General features: G+C 69.4%; 17 protein-coding genes. 13 read left to right on the top strand and 4 right to left on the bottom strand.

Annotated features, from left to right (window positions below; all coding sequences use genetic code 11):
• Positions 1-29: 29 nt before the first annotated feature.
• Entirely contained in the window at positions 30-1,376 is a 1,347-nt protein-coding gene (locus F3H13_RS00155) for an alkaline phosphatase family protein (protein WP_149797057.1), read from the bottom strand.
• Between the two features lie 149 nt (positions 1,377-1,525).
• Between F3H13_RS00155 and F3H13_RS16470 the strand changes: the two genes are divergently transcribed.
• The 10 genes from F3H13_RS16470 to F3H13_RS00200 all read left to right on the top strand — a co-directional run bounded on the left by F3H13_RS16470 (position 1,526) and on the right by F3H13_RS00200 (position 10,150).
• Entirely contained in the window at positions 1,526-1,657 is a 132-nt protein-coding gene (locus F3H13_RS16470; protein WP_262488585.1) for a hypothetical protein, read from the top strand.
• Between the two features lie 22 nt (positions 1,658-1,679).
• On the top strand, positions 1,680-2,588 hold the full coding sequence (locus F3H13_RS00160) for a PhzF family phenazine biosynthesis protein (protein WP_149797058.1): 909 nt from the start codon (positions 1,680-1,682) through the stop codon (positions 2,586-2,588).
• Positions 2,589-2,695: 107 nt separating this feature from the next.
• Entirely contained in the window at positions 2,696-2,890 is a 195-nt protein-coding gene (locus F3H13_RS00165) for a DUF7333 family protein (protein WP_149797059.1), read from the top strand.
• 77 nt (positions 2,891-2,967) lie between these two features.
• Positions 2,968-3,918 carry a calcium/sodium antiporter gene (locus F3H13_RS00170; RefSeq protein WP_149797060.1) on the top strand — a complete coding sequence of 317 codons (951 nt, stop codon included), beginning with the start codon at positions 2,968-2,970 and terminating at the stop codon, positions 3,916-3,918.
• A gap of 97 nt (positions 3,919-4,015) precedes the next feature.
• Positions 4,016-5,533, top strand: coding sequence for a D-aminoacyl-tRNA deacylase (locus F3H13_RS00175; RefSeq protein WP_149797061.1), 1,518 nt, complete (start codon positions 4,016-4,018; stop codon positions 5,531-5,533).
• Between the two features lie 146 nt (positions 5,534-5,679).
• The gene (ftsZ, locus tag F3H13_RS00180) at positions 5,680-6,837 is read left to right on the top strand and encodes a cell division protein FtsZ (RefSeq protein WP_149797062.1); all 1,158 of its coding nucleotides are present in this window, start codon (positions 5,680-5,682) and stop codon (positions 6,835-6,837) included.
• A gap of 113 nt (positions 6,838-6,950) precedes the next feature.
• Positions 6,951-7,127 carry a protein translocase SEC61 complex subunit gamma gene (locus tag F3H13_RS00185; protein WP_017342689.1) on the top strand — a complete coding sequence of 59 codons (177 nt, stop codon included), beginning with the start codon at positions 6,951-6,953 and terminating at the stop codon, positions 7,125-7,127.
• A complete protein-coding gene (locus F3H13_RS00190; protein ID WP_149797063.1) occupies positions 7,127-7,579 on the top strand; it encodes a transcription elongation factor Spt5 in 453 nt (150 codons plus the stop codon). Before F3H13_RS00185 ends, F3H13_RS00190 begins: the two co-directional genes overlap by 1 nt.
• 178 nt (positions 7,580-7,757) lie before the next feature.
• A complete protein-coding gene (gene artA / locus F3H13_RS00195) occupies positions 7,758-8,720 on the top strand; it encodes an archaeosortase A (protein ID WP_149797064.1) in 963 nt (320 codons plus the stop codon).
• Positions 8,721-8,902: 182 nt separating this feature from the next.
• Positions 8,903-10,150 (top strand): MgtC/SapB family protein, encoded by a 1,248-nt coding sequence (locus F3H13_RS00200; RefSeq protein WP_149797065.1) that lies wholly within the window; start codon positions 8,903-8,905, stop codon positions 10,148-10,150.
• A 42-nt stretch (positions 10,151-10,192) separates the two neighbouring features.
• On the opposite strand, the gene F3H13_RS00205 is transcribed toward F3H13_RS00200, so the two are convergent.
• From F3H13_RS00205 to dph5, 3 genes are all read right to left on the bottom strand, one after another.
• Positions 10,193-10,567 (bottom strand): CBS domain-containing protein, encoded by a 375-nt coding sequence (locus tag F3H13_RS00205; RefSeq protein WP_149797066.1) that lies wholly within the window; start codon positions 10,565-10,567, stop codon positions 10,193-10,195.
• 165 nt (positions 10,568-10,732) lie between these two features.
• Positions 10,733-11,119 carry a CBS domain-containing protein gene (locus F3H13_RS00210; RefSeq protein WP_149797067.1) on the bottom strand — a complete coding sequence of 129 codons (387 nt, stop codon included), beginning with the start codon at positions 11,117-11,119 and terminating at the stop codon, positions 10,733-10,735.
• Positions 11,120-11,211: 92 nt separating this feature from the next.
• On the bottom strand, positions 11,212-12,009 hold the full coding sequence (dph5, locus tag F3H13_RS00215; protein WP_149797068.1) for a diphthine synthase: 798 nt from the start codon (positions 12,007-12,009) through the stop codon (positions 11,212-11,214).
• Positions 12,010-12,181: 172 nt separating this feature from the next.
• On the opposite strand from dph5, the gene F3H13_RS00220 reads away from it, so the two are divergent.
• The 3 genes from F3H13_RS00220 to lrpA1 all read left to right on the top strand — a co-directional run bounded on the left by F3H13_RS00220 (position 12,182) and on the right by lrpA1 (position 15,531).
• Positions 12,182-14,077 carry a 2-oxoacid:acceptor oxidoreductase subunit alpha gene (locus tag F3H13_RS00220; protein WP_149797069.1) on the top strand — a complete coding sequence of 632 codons (1,896 nt, stop codon included), beginning with the start codon at positions 12,182-12,184 and terminating at the stop codon, positions 14,075-14,077.
• A 3-nt stretch (positions 14,078-14,080) separates the two neighbouring features.
• Positions 14,081-15,019 (top strand): thiamine pyrophosphate-dependent enzyme, encoded by a 939-nt coding sequence (locus F3H13_RS00225; protein ID WP_149797070.1) that lies wholly within the window; start codon positions 14,081-14,083, stop codon positions 15,017-15,019.
• 83 nt (positions 15,020-15,102) lie between these two features.
• Entirely contained in the window at positions 15,103-15,531 is a 429-nt protein-coding gene (gene lrpA1, locus F3H13_RS00230) for an HTH-type transcriptional regulator LrpA1 (protein WP_149797071.1), read from the top strand.
• The last annotated feature ends 7 nt before the right edge of the window (positions 15,532-15,538 follow it).

Consider the following 15,538-nt stretch of genomic DNA (forward strand, 5'->3'; position numbering starts at 1 on the left):
GTCACCGAGCGCGCGGGACCGCGGAGGCCTCAGATGAGGCTGGCGCCGTCGAAGTCCGTGCGGCCGTAGTCGACGTCGAGCAGTCGGAGGAGCGTGGGCGCGACGTCGAGGAGGTCCGCGTCCTCGACCGTCGCGTCCGGATGGTCGACGAACAGCGCGGCGTCGTCGAAGGCGTGCATCCCGGTCCGCGGCCCGTCGGGGTCGAACACCGCGTCCTTGGGGCGGAACCCGGACTTGAGATCGAACCCGTCGTTCGGGAGGACGACGAGGTCGGGCGCGATGGCCGCGTGGTCGCCGCGGAACACGGTCTCTCGGTCGACGACGCGGTCGGCGACGGGCTTCCCTCCCGGACCCGTCCACGACTCCAGCGCCTCGCGCAGCTCCGCGCGCGTCTCCTCGTACTCGGACTCGGAGACGACGCCGTTCGGCTCGCGGCCCTCCACGTTGAGGTAGAAGCGGCCGGGGACGAGCGAGTACGCGCGGGCGTCGTCGTCGATGTTCGCGAGGGCGTCGTGGTCGTCGTTCGCGTAGGAGAGCCACCCCTCGCGTTCGAGCCACTCGTTGCAGTAGACGTCGTAGCGCAGCCGCCGGAACCCGTGCGTCGAGCCGACGACGAGCGTGACGTCGTCCTGGAGCGCCTCGCGGACCGCACCGATGTGTTCGTCGAGCGCGGCGTGGAAGGAGAGCAGTTCCTCGCGATACGTCCCGCCCTCCTCGTAGTCGCCCCACAGGAAGTGGTTGACGCGGTCGGGGGCGGTGAAGACGCCGACGAAGAGGTCCCAGTCGTCGCGCTCGACGTACCGCTCGAACGCCGCGGCGCGGGCGTCGAGCGTCTCGCGGGCGTGGTCTAAGAACGCCGTCTTGTCTTCCTTGTGCCCCAGCTTCGCGTTGACCGACAGCCGGTAGTCGCTGCCGGTGAGGTGCTCGCGCAGCTCCTCGGGGTGCGCGGCCGCGTCGAGGTCCGGCGAGAGGTAGCCCGAGACCATCCGCTGGACGGTCCGCTGCGGCGGGAATGTGACGGGGACGTTCATGACTGTCGCGTCGAGCCCCGCGTCGGTCGCGCGGTCCCACACCCGGGGGGCCTGGACGTCGCGCCCCATCGGCACGTAGGTGTCGTAGGATCCGACCTCGCGGTCCTGGAACCCGTACACGCCCGTCTCGCCCGGGTTCTTCCCCGTCGTGAGGCTCGGCCAGCACGCGCTCGACTCCGCCGGGACGATGCTGTCGATCCGTCCGCCCTCGCCGTCGTCCGCCATCGCCGACAGCGTCGGGAACGTCTCCGGGTTGTCGGCGACGAGCCGGTACGAGAGGCCGTCGATCCCGATGAACGCCACGCGCGGCGTGTCGCTCCCTCGCAGCCGGTCGAAGAGACCCATACACACTCATCCGCGGTCGAGGGCAAAAGGATTGACATCGCCGGTGGGGGCGTTCGAGGGTCGATCCCGTCCTCCCCGGCGCCGATGACCACCGGCGACGGGGTCGAGAGACCCACATAGCCAACTGGCCGCGGCGGAAGGTCCGAACGATGCCCAGGGAGCCCGTGCGCGTGTCGCTCGCGGACGCCGACGACCGCTTCGCGGCGGCGCTCGGCGACGCGCTCGACCGACTCTCGGACGGGACGACCCTGCGGCGCGAGCTCGCTCGGGAGGCTTTTTGACCGCGACCGCGAGGGGGTTGACATGGAGACCAGACGCGCGCTGCTCGTCGACGCGTTCGCCGCGGAGCCGCTGGCCGGGAACGCCGCCGGCGTCGTCCCCGAAGCGGAGGGGCTGAGCGACGACCAGATGGCCGCGGTAGCCGCCGAACTCGGCGCCTCAGAGACGGCGTTCCTGACCGACGCCGACGGCGCGGCCGACGACCGGCTCCGCTACTTCTCGCCGACCACGGAGGTCGACCTCTGCGGGCACGCCACGATCGCGACCTACGGCGTCCTGTTCGCCGAGGGCGCGATCGACGGCGGCGAGCGCACGGTCCGCACGAACGTCGGCGACGTCGCGGTCGCGGTCGACGACGACGGCACCGTCTGGATGCGACAGCAGGCGCCGAGCGTCGAGGTCGTCGACGTCGACGTCGAGCGGGTCGCGACCGCCCTCGGCGTCGACCCCGCCGCGCTGCGCGACGTGGGGGCCGACCTCCCGGTCGCGGTCGCGTCGACCGGGCTGCCGTTCCTCGTCGTCCCGGTGAACTTCTTGGAGCGCCTCGGCGAGGCCGACTCGGACGACGCGGCGGTCGAGCGCCTCGCCGAGGAGTTCGACGTCGCGGGCGTGTACGCGTTCACCTTCGACGCGCTCGACGCCGACTCGACGCTCCACGGCCGGGCGTTCGCGCCCTCGCTCGGCGTCTCGGAGGACCCCGTGACCGGGACCGCGAGCGGAGCCGTCGGCGGATACCTCCGGCACGTCGACGCCTTCGAGGGCGACGATCCCGACGAGCTCCGGTTCGAGCAGGGCCACTTCGTCGACCGGCCGGGGCACGTCCGCGTTCGCGTGGCGGCGGACGGGGTCCGCGTCGGGGGGCGGGCGACGGTCGCGCTCGACGGGGAGATCCGGATCCCCGACGAGGAGGACGACGAGATCATCGAGGCCTGACCACGTCGGCTCGATAGCGGGCGTCGGCTCGATAGCGGGCGTCGCCCCGCAGCAGAATCCCGCGCCGCGGACAGAACGTTTAGGCTCGCTCGCGACATAACGCATTCATGGAGTTCGACCTTCCACGCGCGGCAGCGGTCCTCGTACTGATCGTCGCGGTCGGCGCCGGCGGACTCATCGGCGCGGGGATGATGCCCCTCCAGACGACGCTAATGATGGTCGTCCCGTCGATGCTCGTCTTCGGCGCGCTCGCGTTCGCGATCGGTGTGAAACACGGCGAGTTCCGGGCGGGACACGCCTAATCCCGGACCGGTACCGTCTGTCCCCCACACGGGCGGGGACCACGACCCTTTTGAAACGTCGTTGCGAACCGAGAGCCGTGCTTCCCGGGTCGCCACTCGTCGAACTACTGTTGATCGCCGGCGGCGTCGCCCTCCTCTACGCTGGCGCCGAACTGCTCGTGTCGGGCGCGAGCGACCTCGCGCTCGCCGTGGGGCTGAAGGCGCCGACCGTCGGCGTCACCGTCGTGGCGTTCGCGACCACCGCCCCGGAGCTTTTCGTCTCCCTCCTCGGCGCCGTCACCGTGTCGACCGACATCGGCCTCGGCGCCATCGTCGGTTCGAACATCGCGAACATCGGCCTCGTGTTAGGGATCTCCGCGCTCATCCGCCCGCTCGACGTCTCCGACACCGTGTTCCGCCGGCACGTCCCGTTCATGGTGCTGGCCGCGCTGCTGCTCGTCGGCCTCGGCTGGGACGGGCGGATCGGTCTCGTCGACGGCGTCGTGCTGCTCGCGGCGCTCGTCGCGTTCACCGCCGCGGTCCTCCGCAACGTCCAGCAGAACCAGTCGGCGATCACCGACGCGCAGCGCGACGAGATGCCCGACGCGAAAGCGCGCGACGTCGCGATGGTGGTCGGCGGCATCGTGGCGCTCGTCCTCGGCTCGCGGTGGCTGATCGACGGCGGCGAGTCGCTTCTGTCGGCCGCCGGCTTCTCCGACATCTTCATCGGGCTCACGGTGTTGGCGCTCGGCACGTCGCTGCCGGAGTTAGCCGCCAGCGTCGTGGCCGCGGCCCGGGGCGAGGCCGAGTTCAGCGTCGGCAACGTCGTCGGCTCGAACATCTACAACGTCCTCGCGGTCATCGGCATCGTCGCGGTGGTGACCCCCATCGGCGTCGCCCCGAGCGTCCGCGGCTTCGAGTTCCCCGCGCTGCTCGCGTTCACGGCGGTCATCGTCGGCATGATGGCGTACGGCGAGCGGATCACTCGGGTCGACGGCGCGGCCCTCACGGTCGGCTACGGCGTCTTCGTGTACCTCCTGCTCCCGTAGCGGGGGACCGACCCGCCGGGCCGAGACGGGAACGAAACGGGACTGAGACGAGGCGCGAACCGACGGGTATTCGGTCGCGGGCGGCGGAGCCGGTGACGTGATAGCGATCGTCGTCAGCCGGGCCGACGGCGCCTCGGCGCACATCGGCGAGCGGCTCTTGGAAGTCGGCGACTGGGAGGCGCGCGAGGACGGCTCGCGCCCCGACGCCGACGGGGGCGGGACCTACTACCGGACGGCGGGGTTCGAGCTCCGCGAGTTCGACGACCTCCACATCCGCCTCTCGGACCCGACCGCCGCGTTCGACTGCGACCCCGCGTTCCTCGCGTTCGTCTCCAGGCACTCGGGCGAGACCGGCGAGCTCCTCACCGCGCACGTCACCGGGAACTTCGGCGGCGCCGAGTACGGCGGCGACCCCGAGTCGCTGGCGCGGGCCGCGCCCGGCGCCGAGAAGCGCGTCGTCGAGGCGCTCGGGCGGCACGCGCCCGAGGGATACGAGGTCGGTATCGAGTGTACCCACCACGGGCCCACGGACGTCGGCGTCCCCTCGCTGTTCGTCGAACTGGGGTCGGACGAGCCGCAGTGGGAGGACCCGGAAGCGGCCCGGGCGGTCGCGCGGGCGATCCTCGATCTGCGCGGCACTGGCGCGGACCTAGTCGGCGACGGCGACGCCGGCGATGCGGCCGACACCGAGCGCCGCCCCCGCCACGTCGTCGGGTTCGGTGGCGGCCACTACGCGCCGCGGTTCACCCGTATCGTCCGGGAAACGGAGTGGGCGGTGGGCCACGTCGGCGCCGACTGGGCGCTCGCCGACCTCGGCGCGCCCGACGCGAACCGCGACGTGATAGCGGCCGCCCTCGAGCGGAGCCGCGCCGAGCGCGCCGTGATCGACGGCGACCGCCCGGATCTGGCCGCGGTGGTCGAGGACCTCGGCTACCGGACGGTGAGCGAGACGTGGGTCCGCGAGGTGGGCGACGCGCCGCTCCCGCTCGTCGAGTGGCTGGAGGCCGAGATCGGTCCCGTCGAGGAGGGACTGCGGTTCGGCGCTGTCGCGCTCGACGGCGACGGGATCGACGACGGCAATAACTCTGACGCGGCCGACGACCGCGACAACTCCGGCGCGGCCGACGACCGCGACGACTCCGACGCGGCCGACGGTGACTCCGACGCGCTCGGCGACGCGGTCCGCGTCCGCGACCTCCCGGCGGACCTGCTCGCGCGGGCGCAGGGGCTCGACGCCGACGCGGCGCGGGAGGCGGTCGAGCGCGTCGCCGTTGCCTTCGACACGGAGCAGGGCGGCACTCGCGCCGCCGGCCGCGTCGCCTTCGCGACGGCGGCGGAGGCGCCGGGGTACGCCGACCTCGTCGCGGGGTTGGCGACGGTGTTAGAGACGGGGTACGACGCGGTCGAGGTGGCGCCGGATCGGGGCGCGGTCGTCGCCCGCGAGAACGCGTTCGACCCGTCGCTGGCGGCCGAGCGGGGCGTGCCTGAGGGGCCGGCGTTCGGGCGGTTGGCCGACGGGGAGGCCGTCGAGGTCGACGGCGAGACCGTCGCCCCCGATGACGTGTCGCGGACGCGCACGGATCGGTTCCCGATCGACGCGGGTACGTTCGAGTGATTTATAAGTAGCGGCGCGCTCGGCGGTGGCGCCCTCGACGCCCGTACTCTCGGCGGTCGGCGGCGGACGCCGGTGATTTCGGCGTCCGACTCGCGTCAGACGAACGGGCAAAAATAAATACGTCCGGGTCGCAACCACACCACATAATGGACTCTATCGTTGAGGACGCCATCGACGAAGCCGAAGAGGCCCCCGCAGACGACGCCGGGGGAGCCGGCGAGAACGCCGCCGGAGGGAGCGCCGGCGCGCCGCCGCAGACCGGGACGATGACCGACGACGAGCTGCAGGACGTCCTCCAGGACCTCCAGACGAACATCACGGTCGTCGGCTGCGGGGGCGCCGGCGGCAACACGGTCAACCGGATGACCGAGGAGGGGATCCACGGGGCGAAGCTGGTCGCAGCCAACACAGACGTCCAGCACCTCGTCAACATCGAGGCCGACACGAAGATCCTCATGGGCCAGCAGAAGACGCAGGGCCGCGGCGCCGGCTCGCTCCCGCAGGTGGGCGAGGAGGCCGCCATCGAGTCCCAAGAGGAGATCCAAGACGCCATCGACGGCTCCGACATGGTGTTCGTCACCGCCGGGCTCGGCGGGGGCACGGGGACGGGCTCCGCGCCGGTCGTCGCGAAGGCGGCCCGCGAGTCGGGCGCGCTCACCATCGCCATCGTCACGACGCCGTTCACGGCCGAGGGCGAGGTCCGACGGACGAACGCCGAGGCGGGCTTAGAGCGGCTCCGCGACGTGAGCGACACGGTCATCGTCGTCCCCAACGACCGCCTGCTCGACGCGGTCGGGAAGCTCCCCGTGCGGCAGGCGTTCAAGGTGTCCGACGAGGTGCTGATGCGCTCGGTGAAGGGGATCACGGAGCTCATCACGATGCCCGGGCTCGTCAACCTCGACTTCGCCGACGTTCGCACCGTGATGGAGAAGGGCGGCGTCGCGATGATCGGGCTCGGCGAGTCCGACTCCGACTCGAAGGCGCAAGACTCCGTGAAGTCGGCGCTGCGCTCGCCGCTGCTCGACGTCGACATCTCCGGCGCGAACTCCGCGCTGGTGAACGTCACCGGCGGCACGGACATGTCCATCGAGGAGGCCGAGGGCGTCGTCGAGGAGATATACGACCGCATCGACCCCGACGCGCGGATCATCTGGGGGACCTCGGTCGACGACGAACTGGAGGGCGAGATGCGCACGATGATCGTCGTGACCGGCGTCGAGTCGCCGCAGATCTACGGGAGCAACGGCGAGCCGCCGGAGGGCGGGGCGCCGAGCGACGTCGAGGACATCGACTACGTCGAGTAACGGGAGTCCGGCGTCGGGGGCGGAGGGCGGTCCCGCGGGCGGCGAATCGCGCCGCGGCGCTCCGGGGTCGCATCAAAAGGTAAAAACCGTCTCGTCTCGAATCTCCTCGTAACATGGACGTTCCGTACGACCTCAACAGCTACATTCGGGTGCTGAAGCTGGCGAGCACGCCGAGCACCGACGAGTTCCTCCAGGTGTCGAAGATCGCTGGCGCCGGAATCCTCCTCATCGGGTTCATCGGCTTCCTGATCTTCGCGATCATGAGCCTGCTCCCGGGGGTCGGCGCGTAATGCCGATCTACTCGGTCAAGACGACGGCGAGCCAGGAGCGAACCGTCGCCGACATGCTCGCCGAGAAGGAGACGCCGGAGATCCAGGCCGTCATCGCCCCCGACCAGCTCACGAGCTACGTGATGGTCGAGGCGACCGACGGGGCCGCATTCGGGCGGATCCTCGACGAGATCCCGCACGCCCGCGGCGTCATTCAGGGCGGCGACGGCCCCGCCGAGAGCCCCTTCTCCGAGGTCGAGCACTTCCTCTCGCCGACCCCGGACGTGGAGGGGATCGGCGAGGGCGACATCGTCGAACTGATCGCTGGCCCGTTCAAGGGCGAGAAGGCCCGCGTCCAGCGGATCGACGAAGGGAAAGACCAGGTGACCGTCGAGCTGTACGAGGCGACGGTCCCGATTCCGGTGACGGTCCGCGGCGACCAGATCCGCGTGCTCGACAGCGAGGAGCGGTAGTTCCTCGTTTGAACGAGCGGCGTGACACGCCACGAGCCGACAGCGAGGAACGGTAGCGCCACATACTGAGCGAGCGGCGCGATACGCGGCGGCGTCGCGGCCGGCGGGTCCGGCGCGCCGACTTCTGGCTCGCACGCAACGACAAGGGCTTTATTCGACGACGACGGACCACTCCGGTATGCTCGGCCACGGCGCGCCAGCGGTGTTGAGCGTGATCCCCGACACGTTCACGTTCGCGTGGATCGTCGCGGCCCTCTTCGCGGCGGCGTGGCTGCTCGACAGCCGCGGGCTGTCCGCGGGGCGCACGCTCGCGGCCGCGACGTGGGCACTGTTCGGGCTCTTCTGGCTGTCGACGGTGCCGTACTTCGCGCTCGAACACCAGAGCTACGTGGAGTCGATCCTCGCGCTCGTGGGCTTCCCGGCCAGCGTGTACGCGGGGTACCTTCTCTACGACGGCCGGGCGTCGCTTTTTACCCTCACCCGGGCCATCGCACTCATGTTATTCATCTACCTCCCGTTCGAGACGATCCCGGCGTTCACCGTCGCCGGGGTCGCGTTCCCGGAGCCCCGTCGGATCCTCATCGAGGTCGTCGCGACGCAGACGGGGATGCTCATCGACCTCCTCGGGTACGCGCCGGAGGCGGTGACGAGCAGCGAGGGGTACGACGCGGCGTACTCGTGGACGCTGGCCGACGGCCACACCGTCGTCATCCACATCGTGCTGGCGTGTACGGGGCTGGGGAGCATGGCCATCTTCGGCGGCCTCGTCGCCGCCGTCGAGGCGCCGCTCTCCCGGAAGCTCCGTGCGCTCGCGGTGTCGATCCCGCTCATCTACGTCCTGAACCTCTTCCGGACGACGTTCATCTCGGTGGTGTCTGGCAACCAGTACATGCACTGGTACCCGGACCTCGTGATGACGATGTTCGGCGCGACAGACCCCTATCGGGTCTCCTTTCTCATCTCCGACCGCATCATGAGCCAGCTGCTGGCGGTCGTGGCGCTCATCGGCATCACCTTCCTCGCGGTGCGGGAGCTGCCCGAGCTGGCGGTCATCTTAGAGGACGTCCTCTACCTGATCACCGGCGAGGAGCACGACCTGACGGAGGCGCTCGACCTCCCGCGCGAGCCGACGAACCGGTAGGTCGGAGGTCGGTCCTCGACTCTGCCGAGGCCGTCACGTCCCTGACTACCCTCCCAAAATACATAGCGCTATATAGCAAGCTATAGACGTGCGAGACGGGTACGACGGGCCATGACTGCGAGGACGCGAGACGGACCGCCGGGCTCCGCGGGCGGATCGCGGCCGCGAGGGGGTGGTCGCCGGTGATGGGCGCGGTCGACCCGTTCGTCTACCTGGAGACGAACGTCGCCAAGCTCGTGTTAGCGACCGCGCTCGGGATGTTCCTCGGGCTGGAACGCGAGTGGTCACAGAAGTCGGCGGGGATCCGGACGTTCGCGCTCGTCAGCCTCGCGGCCGCGGTGTTCTCGATACTCGACGAGACGGGGCTGCTCGTCGTCGGGGGCGTGCTCGTGGTCGCCAGCGCGGTGCTGTTGGCGGTTCGGAGCTTCGTCGAGGCCGACGTCGACGGGCTCTCTTTGACGACGTCGGCGTCGATGCTCGTGGCGTACGGGGTCGGCGTCCTCGTCGCGGAGGGCCTCTTCATCGAGTCGGTGACGGTGGCGGTGCTGTCGTCGCTCCTGCTCGTGTTGAAGCGGGAACTCCACGAGTTCGCGTGGGGGCTCTCCCGCGAGGAGGTTCGCAGCGCGGTGGAGTTCACCATCCTCGCGTTCGTCGTCTTCCCCCTCCTCCCCGCTGAGACGATCGACCCGTGGAATGCGGTCCAGCCGCGGCTCGTCTGGTCGCTCGTGGTCGCGGTCAGCGCCATCGGCTTCGTCAACTACGTGCTGGTGAAGCGGTATCAGGGGCGCGGCTACGCGGTGACGGGCTTCTTCGGCGGGCTCGTCAACTCGACCGCGGTCGTCGCCGAGATGGCGAAGCGCGCGAAGGGCCGGGCGGACCTCGGCGAGATAGCGGTGGGGTCGATCCTCCTCGCGAACGCGGCGATGGCGTTCCGGAACGCCGCGGTCGTGGCCGTCTTCGTCCCCGAGGCGGCGCTCGTCGTCGGGGCTCCCCTCGGCGCGATCACCCTCGCGGGCATCGGCGTCGCCGTGTGGCGCAGCGACTGGCGGACGACGATGGAGGCCGAGCTCACCTCGCCGTTCAGCCTCGGGAACGCGCTCACCTTCGGCGCCCTCTTCTTGGTCGTGCTGCTCGCCTCCGCCGTCGCAGAGCAGACGTTCGGTGCGGGCGGGTTCGTTGCCACCTCGTTTCTCGCGGGGCTGGTGTCGTCGGGAACCTCGACCACCACGGCGGTCTCGCTGCTCGGGACCGGACAGATCGGCGTCGACACCGCGGTCGCGGGCGTGGTCGCCGGCACCGCCGCCAGCATCCTGATCAAGACCGCCTTCGCGGCGAGCATCGCGCGCGAGCTGGTCCGGCCGGTGTTCCTCTGGAACCTCCTGTTGATCGTCGTGGGGGTACTCGCCGGGCTGCCGCTCTTTCTGCTCTGAGGAGCCCCGGCCCCGGCGTGCGGCCCATATCGGGGAGGACCCCTACGAGAGGTGTTCGGCGATGTCCGTCGACGAGACCATCCCCACGTAGTCGTCGTCGACGACCGGGAGGTGTTTCACGCCGTACATCGTCATCATCGCGGCGACCTCCTGCATCATCAGGTCGGGCGTCACCGTCTCGACGTCGTCGGTCATTACCTCGCGGACCGTCGTCGCCTCGGGGTCGCGGCCGTCGGCGACCGCCCCGACGACGTCGCTCTGCGTGACGATACAGCCGCCGCCGGTCGTCACGACGAGCGCGCTGATCTCCTCGTCGCGCATCCGGCGGGCGACCTCCCGGAGCGGTGCCTCCGCTCCGATCGTCTCCAGCGGCGTCGACATCACGTCCGCGACGCGGGTTCTGTCATCGAGATCCATACGTGGACGTGTGTTACCACATTTCATTACTCTTCCGGAACGCACAACCGGGCGGGGGCGGCTCGGAGCCGGTCGGCCGAAGCCAACCGGATTCGACCGAGTTCGAAGCGTGACCGGATTCGACCGGGTTCGAAGCGTAACCGGATTCGACGCCCGGTCGGTCCGTCACCGCGCCTTCGAGAGGTGCGCTGTGAGGTCGGTCGTGGACACCATTCCGATCGGCCGGCCGTCGCCGTCGGTCACCGGGAGGTGGGTGTAGCCGTGGGCGGTCGGCTCCGCCAGCTCGGCGACGGTATCCTCGCGGCCCACCGTGACGACATCGGTGGTCATGAACGCCTCGACCGGCGTCCGGTCCTTCGGGTCGTTGTCGCGGACGAGCGCGACGAAGTCCGTCGCGGTGATCAGGCCGGCCAGCGCCCCGTCGGGCTCGACGACGAGAATCGAGCTGACCCCGGTCTCGCGCATCTTCTCGGCCGCCTCGGCCGCGGCGGCACCGCGTTCGATCGTCGTGAGGTCGGTCGACATGAGTCGGTCGACGGGCACGTCTTTCATGGTTCATGATAACGTTCGGCACGGTAATCAAACGTGCGGTCGGTCCGGGAGCGCCGCGGAGTCCGACCGCGTGCGGTCCGAGGGCGAGGGATTCACTCCTCGACGAGCGACTCGGGGGCGCCGGCGAGGCCGACGAGGGCGTCCGCCTCGACGTGGTGGAGGTCGCCGGGAATCACGAGCAGGTGGAGCGGATCGCCGAACTCGCGGTCCGCGAGCGCGCGCAGCCGGTCGGCGGCGACGACCGCGTCTGGAGAGCCGGCGCGCGCGACGACGACCGCGAGCTCGGCGCCCCAGTTATCGGCGAGCAGGCCGGCGGCCACGTCCGCGGTCATGTACTCCTCGTGGTCGGGGTCCGGTCCGGTCGGTCCCGTCCCGACCTTGATGTCGAGGTAGACGACGGTGTGGAGCCCGCGCTCCCGGTTCGCCTCTATCGTCTCGATCACGCTCGCGGGCACGTCGTCGCCGCCGTGCGCGTACGGGAACGGCAGCGTCGTCGCCTTGCCGAACCGGTAGTTCTGGAGCCCGGTCAGGCTCGACGCCGCCGACTGGGCGGTGACGCCGTGGACCACCCGCGTGTCGATCCCGCGCTCCTCGGCGCGGAGGCGGAGGTCGGTGTGGGTAGTCGAGATCATCGTGTCGCCGGCGGTGAGGAACGCCGCGTCGCCGGACGCGGCCGCCTCGAGTATCGGCTCCGGGTTCCGCTCGACCCCGTCGCGGTCGCGAACCTCGACGTCGACGTCGTGGTACGCCTCGAGGTCGGCGACGTCGGCGCCGACCAGCCGGCTGGTGTAGAACTCCGCGAAGACGCGGTCGGCCTCGCGCAGCGCCTCGCGCCCCTCCACGGTGACGGAGCGCTCGTCGTAGAGGCCGAGTCCGATGAACGTGAGCATGCGAGCGTTCGGCGCGCGGCGCAGTAAAAGGGCGCGGACCCCGGCCGGCGGTATGCGACGGCGTGGCAACCTAATAGACCTTCATGATTGTCCCTTGGGATTCCATAGCAAGCCCTAAGAGGGAACCAACATAACTTCGGACCACGAGGCCCACTCGGGCTCACATACCACTATGACTGACGACGAACTCATCTGGCGGATATCGGGGGGGTCCGGTGACGGGATCGCTTCGACCAGCCAGAACTTCGCGAAGGCCTTGATGCGATCGGGGCTCAACGTCTTCACGCATCGGCACTACCCGTCGCGGATCCGCGGCGGTCACACCTACACGGAGGTCCGCGCGTCGGCGGACCCCGTCGAATCCCGGGGCGACGGCTACAACTTCCTGCTCGCCTTGGGCGACTCGTTCGCCCGCAACCCGCAGGAGGAGGCCGTCTACGGCAACGAGGAGATCAAGCCGCTCTCAGAGAACTTAGACGAACTCCGCGAGGGCGGCGTCATCGTCTACGACGAGGGGCTGCTCGACGCCTCGGAGATCCCGGACTTCGACGAGCGCGTCGAGGAGAACGACTGGCACGTATACCCCCTCGACCTCCGCGGGCTCGCCCGCGACATGGGTCGCGAGGTCATGCGCAACACCGCCGGCGTCGGCGCGACCTGCGCTTTGACCGGCATGGAGCTCGACCACGTCGAGGACCTGATGCGCGACGCGATGCCGGAGAAGATCCTCGAGCCGAACCTCGAGATCTTAGAGACGGCGTACAACCAGGTCAGCGAGGAGTACGACATCGACGCGCCCGACGTGTCGGTCCCGACGGGCGAGCACGACGAGACCCAGCTGCTCATGTCCGGGTCGGACGCCATCTCCTACGGCGCCATCGACGAGGGGTGCCGGTTCATCGCCGGCTACCCGATGACGCCGTGGACCGAGGTGTTCACCATCATGACGCAGAACCTGCCGAAACTCGGCGGGATCTCCGAGCAGGTGGAAGACGAGATCGCCGCGGCCGCGCTCGCGGTCGGCGCCTCGCACGCCGGCGTCAAGGCGATGTCCGGCTCCTCCGGCGGCGGGTTCGCGCTGATGTCCGAGCCGCTCGGGCTCGCGGAGATGACGGAGACGCCCGTCGTCCTCGTCGAGGCCATGCGCGCCGGCCCCTCGACCGGGATGCCGACGAAGCCGGAGCAGTCCGACCTCGAACACGTCCTCTACACCTCGCAGGGCGACTCCCAGCGGGTCGTTCTCGCGCCGGGTACCGTCGAGGAGGCGTACGAGCAGTCCCGGATCGCCTTCCGGCTGGCCTACGAGTACCAGATCCCGACGATCCTGCTGTACGACCAGAAGCTCGGCGGCGAGATGAAGAACGTCCCGAAGAGCCACTTCGACCGAGAGCCGAACCCGACGCTCGGGAAGACGCTCTCCGAGGACGCGCTCGCCGACGAGCCGCACTCCGGCGACGGGAAGTTCCACCGCTTCCAGCACGACGTCGAGGACGGCGTCTCCCCGCGGTCGATCCCCGGCCAGAAGGGCGGTCGCTTCCTCGCGACCGGCAACGAGCACGACCCCACCGGGCACATCGCCGAGTCACCCGACAACCGCGTCGCGCAGATTGACCGCCGGACCCAGAAGCTGGAGGCCATCCGCGACGACCTCGACGGGGAGGACACAGGTTCGTACACCGGTCCCGAGGACGCCGAGTACGGCATCCTCACGTTCGGTAGCCAACAGGGAACCGTCGAAGAGGCCGTCGAGCGCCTCAACGACGCCGGGATCTCGGTGAAATCGTACGGCGTCTCCGACATGCTCCCGTTCCCGACAGAGCAAGTCGAGGCGTTCGTCGAGAGCGTCGACGAGGTCCTCGTCGTCGAGATGACGGCGTCGGGACAGTTCCGCGGGCTCGTCCAGAAGAACCTCGGCCGCTACGGCGAGAAGCTGTCGAGCCTGCTGAAGTACAACGGGAACCCGTTCGAGCCGGCGGAGGTCGTCGACGGGTTCGAGGCCGCCATCGTCGAGGGCGACGGCGACGCGTCCGGCCATCAGACCACCTTCGTCCCAGCCGCAGGTGACTAACCAATGAGCACGTTTTCAGCAATCGGCGACGAGCGAGAGATCGACCGCGACGAGTACACCCCGAGCGTCGAGCCCCAGCCGACCTGGTGTCCCGGCTGCGGTGACTTCAGCGTCCTGAAGGCGCTCAAGCAGGCGCTCCCGGAGGTCGGGCGGACCCCCGAGGAGACCCTGCTTTGCACCGGAATCGGCTGTTCGGGCAAGCTGAACAGCTACCTCGACACGTACGGGTTCCACACGATCCACGGGCGCTCGCTGCCCGTGGCCCGCGCCGCGAAGCTCGCCAATCCCGACCTCGAAGTGATCGCCGCCGGCGGCGACGGCGACGGCTACGGGATCGGCGGGAACCACTTCATCCACACGGCCCGGGAGAACCACGACATGACGTACATCGTCTTCAACAACGAGATCTTCGGGCTCACGAAGGGGCAGACCTCCCCGACCAGCCCGAAGGGCCACAAGTCGAAGACGCAGCCCCACGGGAGCGCCAAGGAGCCGATCAAGCCGCTCTCGATGTCTTTGAACGCCGGCGCCTCCTACGTCGCCCGCACGGCCGCGGTGAACCCGAACCAGGCGAAAGAGATCATCATCGAGGCGATCGAACACGACGGGTTCGCGCACGTCGACTTCCTTACCCAGTGTCCGACCTGGAACAAGGACGCGCGCCAGTACGTCCCGTACATCGACGTACAGGAGTCGGAAGACTACGACTTCGACACTACGGATAAGGTCGAGGCCGCGGAGATGATGCGCGAGACGGAGGAGGCGCTCCACGAAGGGAAAGTCCTCACCGGTCGTTACTACGTTGACGACGACCGCCCGTCCTACGGCGCGGAGAAACAGGCGATCGGCGAGATGCCCGAGGAACCGCTCGCCGAGCGCTACTGGGACGACGACTACGAGTGGGAGCGCTCCCACGACATGTTCCTCGACAAACACGCCTGAACGGGGCCGGCGGCCGTTCACGGCGCGGTGAGTTCGTTTTTTGATTCGCAAGGTATTTTTTCATTGGTGACAAACGGAGAGGTATGAGTACGGTATCGACGGAAGAACGGATCCTCTCCGTGTTAGAAGAGGACGCGCAGGCGTCCTGCGGGGAGATCGCCGAACGCGCGGACGTCTCGAAGCCGACGGTGCGGAAGTATATCGACCGCCTCGAAGAGCGGGGCGTAATCGTCGGCTACTCCGCGGAGATCGATCCGAAGAAGCTCTCGTCACAGTCGATCGCCATGGTCGGGATGGACGTCGACTCCGGTCAGTACGTGGAGGCCACCCGCGAACTGAAGTCGCTCGACGAGGTCCAGGCGCTGTACACCTCCTCGGGCGACCACATGCTGATGGCCGAGGTACGCGCCGGCGACGGCGACGAACTCGGCGACGTCATCTCCGAGAAGCTGCTCGGCGTCGACGGCGTCACCGCCGCACATCCTTCGTTCCTTCAAGAACGGCTAAAATAAAACCGCG

It is taken from the genome of Halorubrum xinjiangense, from assembly GCF_900102375.1.
Classification (GTDB): Archaea; Halobacteriota; Halobacteria; order Halobacteriales; family Haloferacaceae; genus Halorubrum; species Halorubrum xinjiangense.

What these genes read in the sequence shown, in the direction of transcription:
- F3H13_RS00155 (WP_149797057.1), bottom strand. Translation starts at nt 1,376, where the DNA reads ATGGGTCTCTTCGACCGGCTGCGAGGGAGCGACACGCCGCGCGTGGCG.
- F3H13_RS16470 (WP_262488585.1), top strand. Translation starts at nt 1,526, where the DNA reads ATGCCCAGGGAGCCCGTGCGCGTGTCGCTCGCGGACGCCGACGACCGC.
- F3H13_RS00160 (WP_149797058.1), top strand. Translation starts at nt 1,680, where the DNA reads ATGGAGACCAGACGCGCGCTGCTCGTCGACGCGTTCGCCGCGGAGCCG.
- F3H13_RS00165 (WP_149797059.1), top strand. Translation starts at nt 2,696, where the DNA reads ATGGAGTTCGACCTTCCACGCGCGGCAGCGGTCCTCGTACTGATCGTC.
- ftsZ (WP_149797062.1), top strand. Translation starts at nt 5,680, where the DNA reads ATGGACTCTATCGTTGAGGACGCCATCGACGAAGCCGAAGAGGCCCCC.
- F3H13_RS00185 (WP_017342689.1), top strand. Translation starts at nt 6,951, where the DNA reads ATGGACGTTCCGTACGACCTCAACAGCTACATTCGGGTGCTGAAGCTG.
- F3H13_RS00190 (WP_149797063.1), top strand. Translation starts at nt 7,127, where the DNA reads ATGCCGATCTACTCGGTCAAGACGACGGCGAGCCAGGAGCGAACCGTC.
- artA (WP_149797064.1), top strand. Translation starts at nt 7,758, where the DNA reads ATGCTCGGCCACGGCGCGCCAGCGGTGTTGAGCGTGATCCCCGACACG.
- F3H13_RS00205 (WP_149797066.1), bottom strand. Translation starts at nt 10,567, where the DNA reads ATGGATCTCGATGACAGAACCCGCGTCGCGGACGTGATGTCGACGCCG.
- F3H13_RS00210 (WP_149797067.1), bottom strand. Translation starts at nt 11,119, where the DNA reads ATGAAAGACGTGCCCGTCGACCGACTCATGTCGACCGACCTCACGACG.
- dph5 (WP_149797068.1), bottom strand. Translation starts at nt 12,009, where the DNA reads ATGCTCACGTTCATCGGACTCGGCCTCTACGACGAGCGCTCCGTCACC.
- F3H13_RS00220 (WP_149797069.1), top strand. Translation starts at nt 12,182, where the DNA reads ATGACTGACGACGAACTCATCTGGCGGATATCGGGGGGGTCCGGTGAC.
- F3H13_RS00225 (WP_149797070.1), top strand. Translation starts at nt 14,081, where the DNA reads ATGAGCACGTTTTCAGCAATCGGCGACGAGCGAGAGATCGACCGCGAC.
- lrpA1 (WP_149797071.1), top strand. Translation starts at nt 15,103, where the DNA reads ATGAGTACGGTATCGACGGAAGAACGGATCCTCTCCGTGTTAGAAGAG.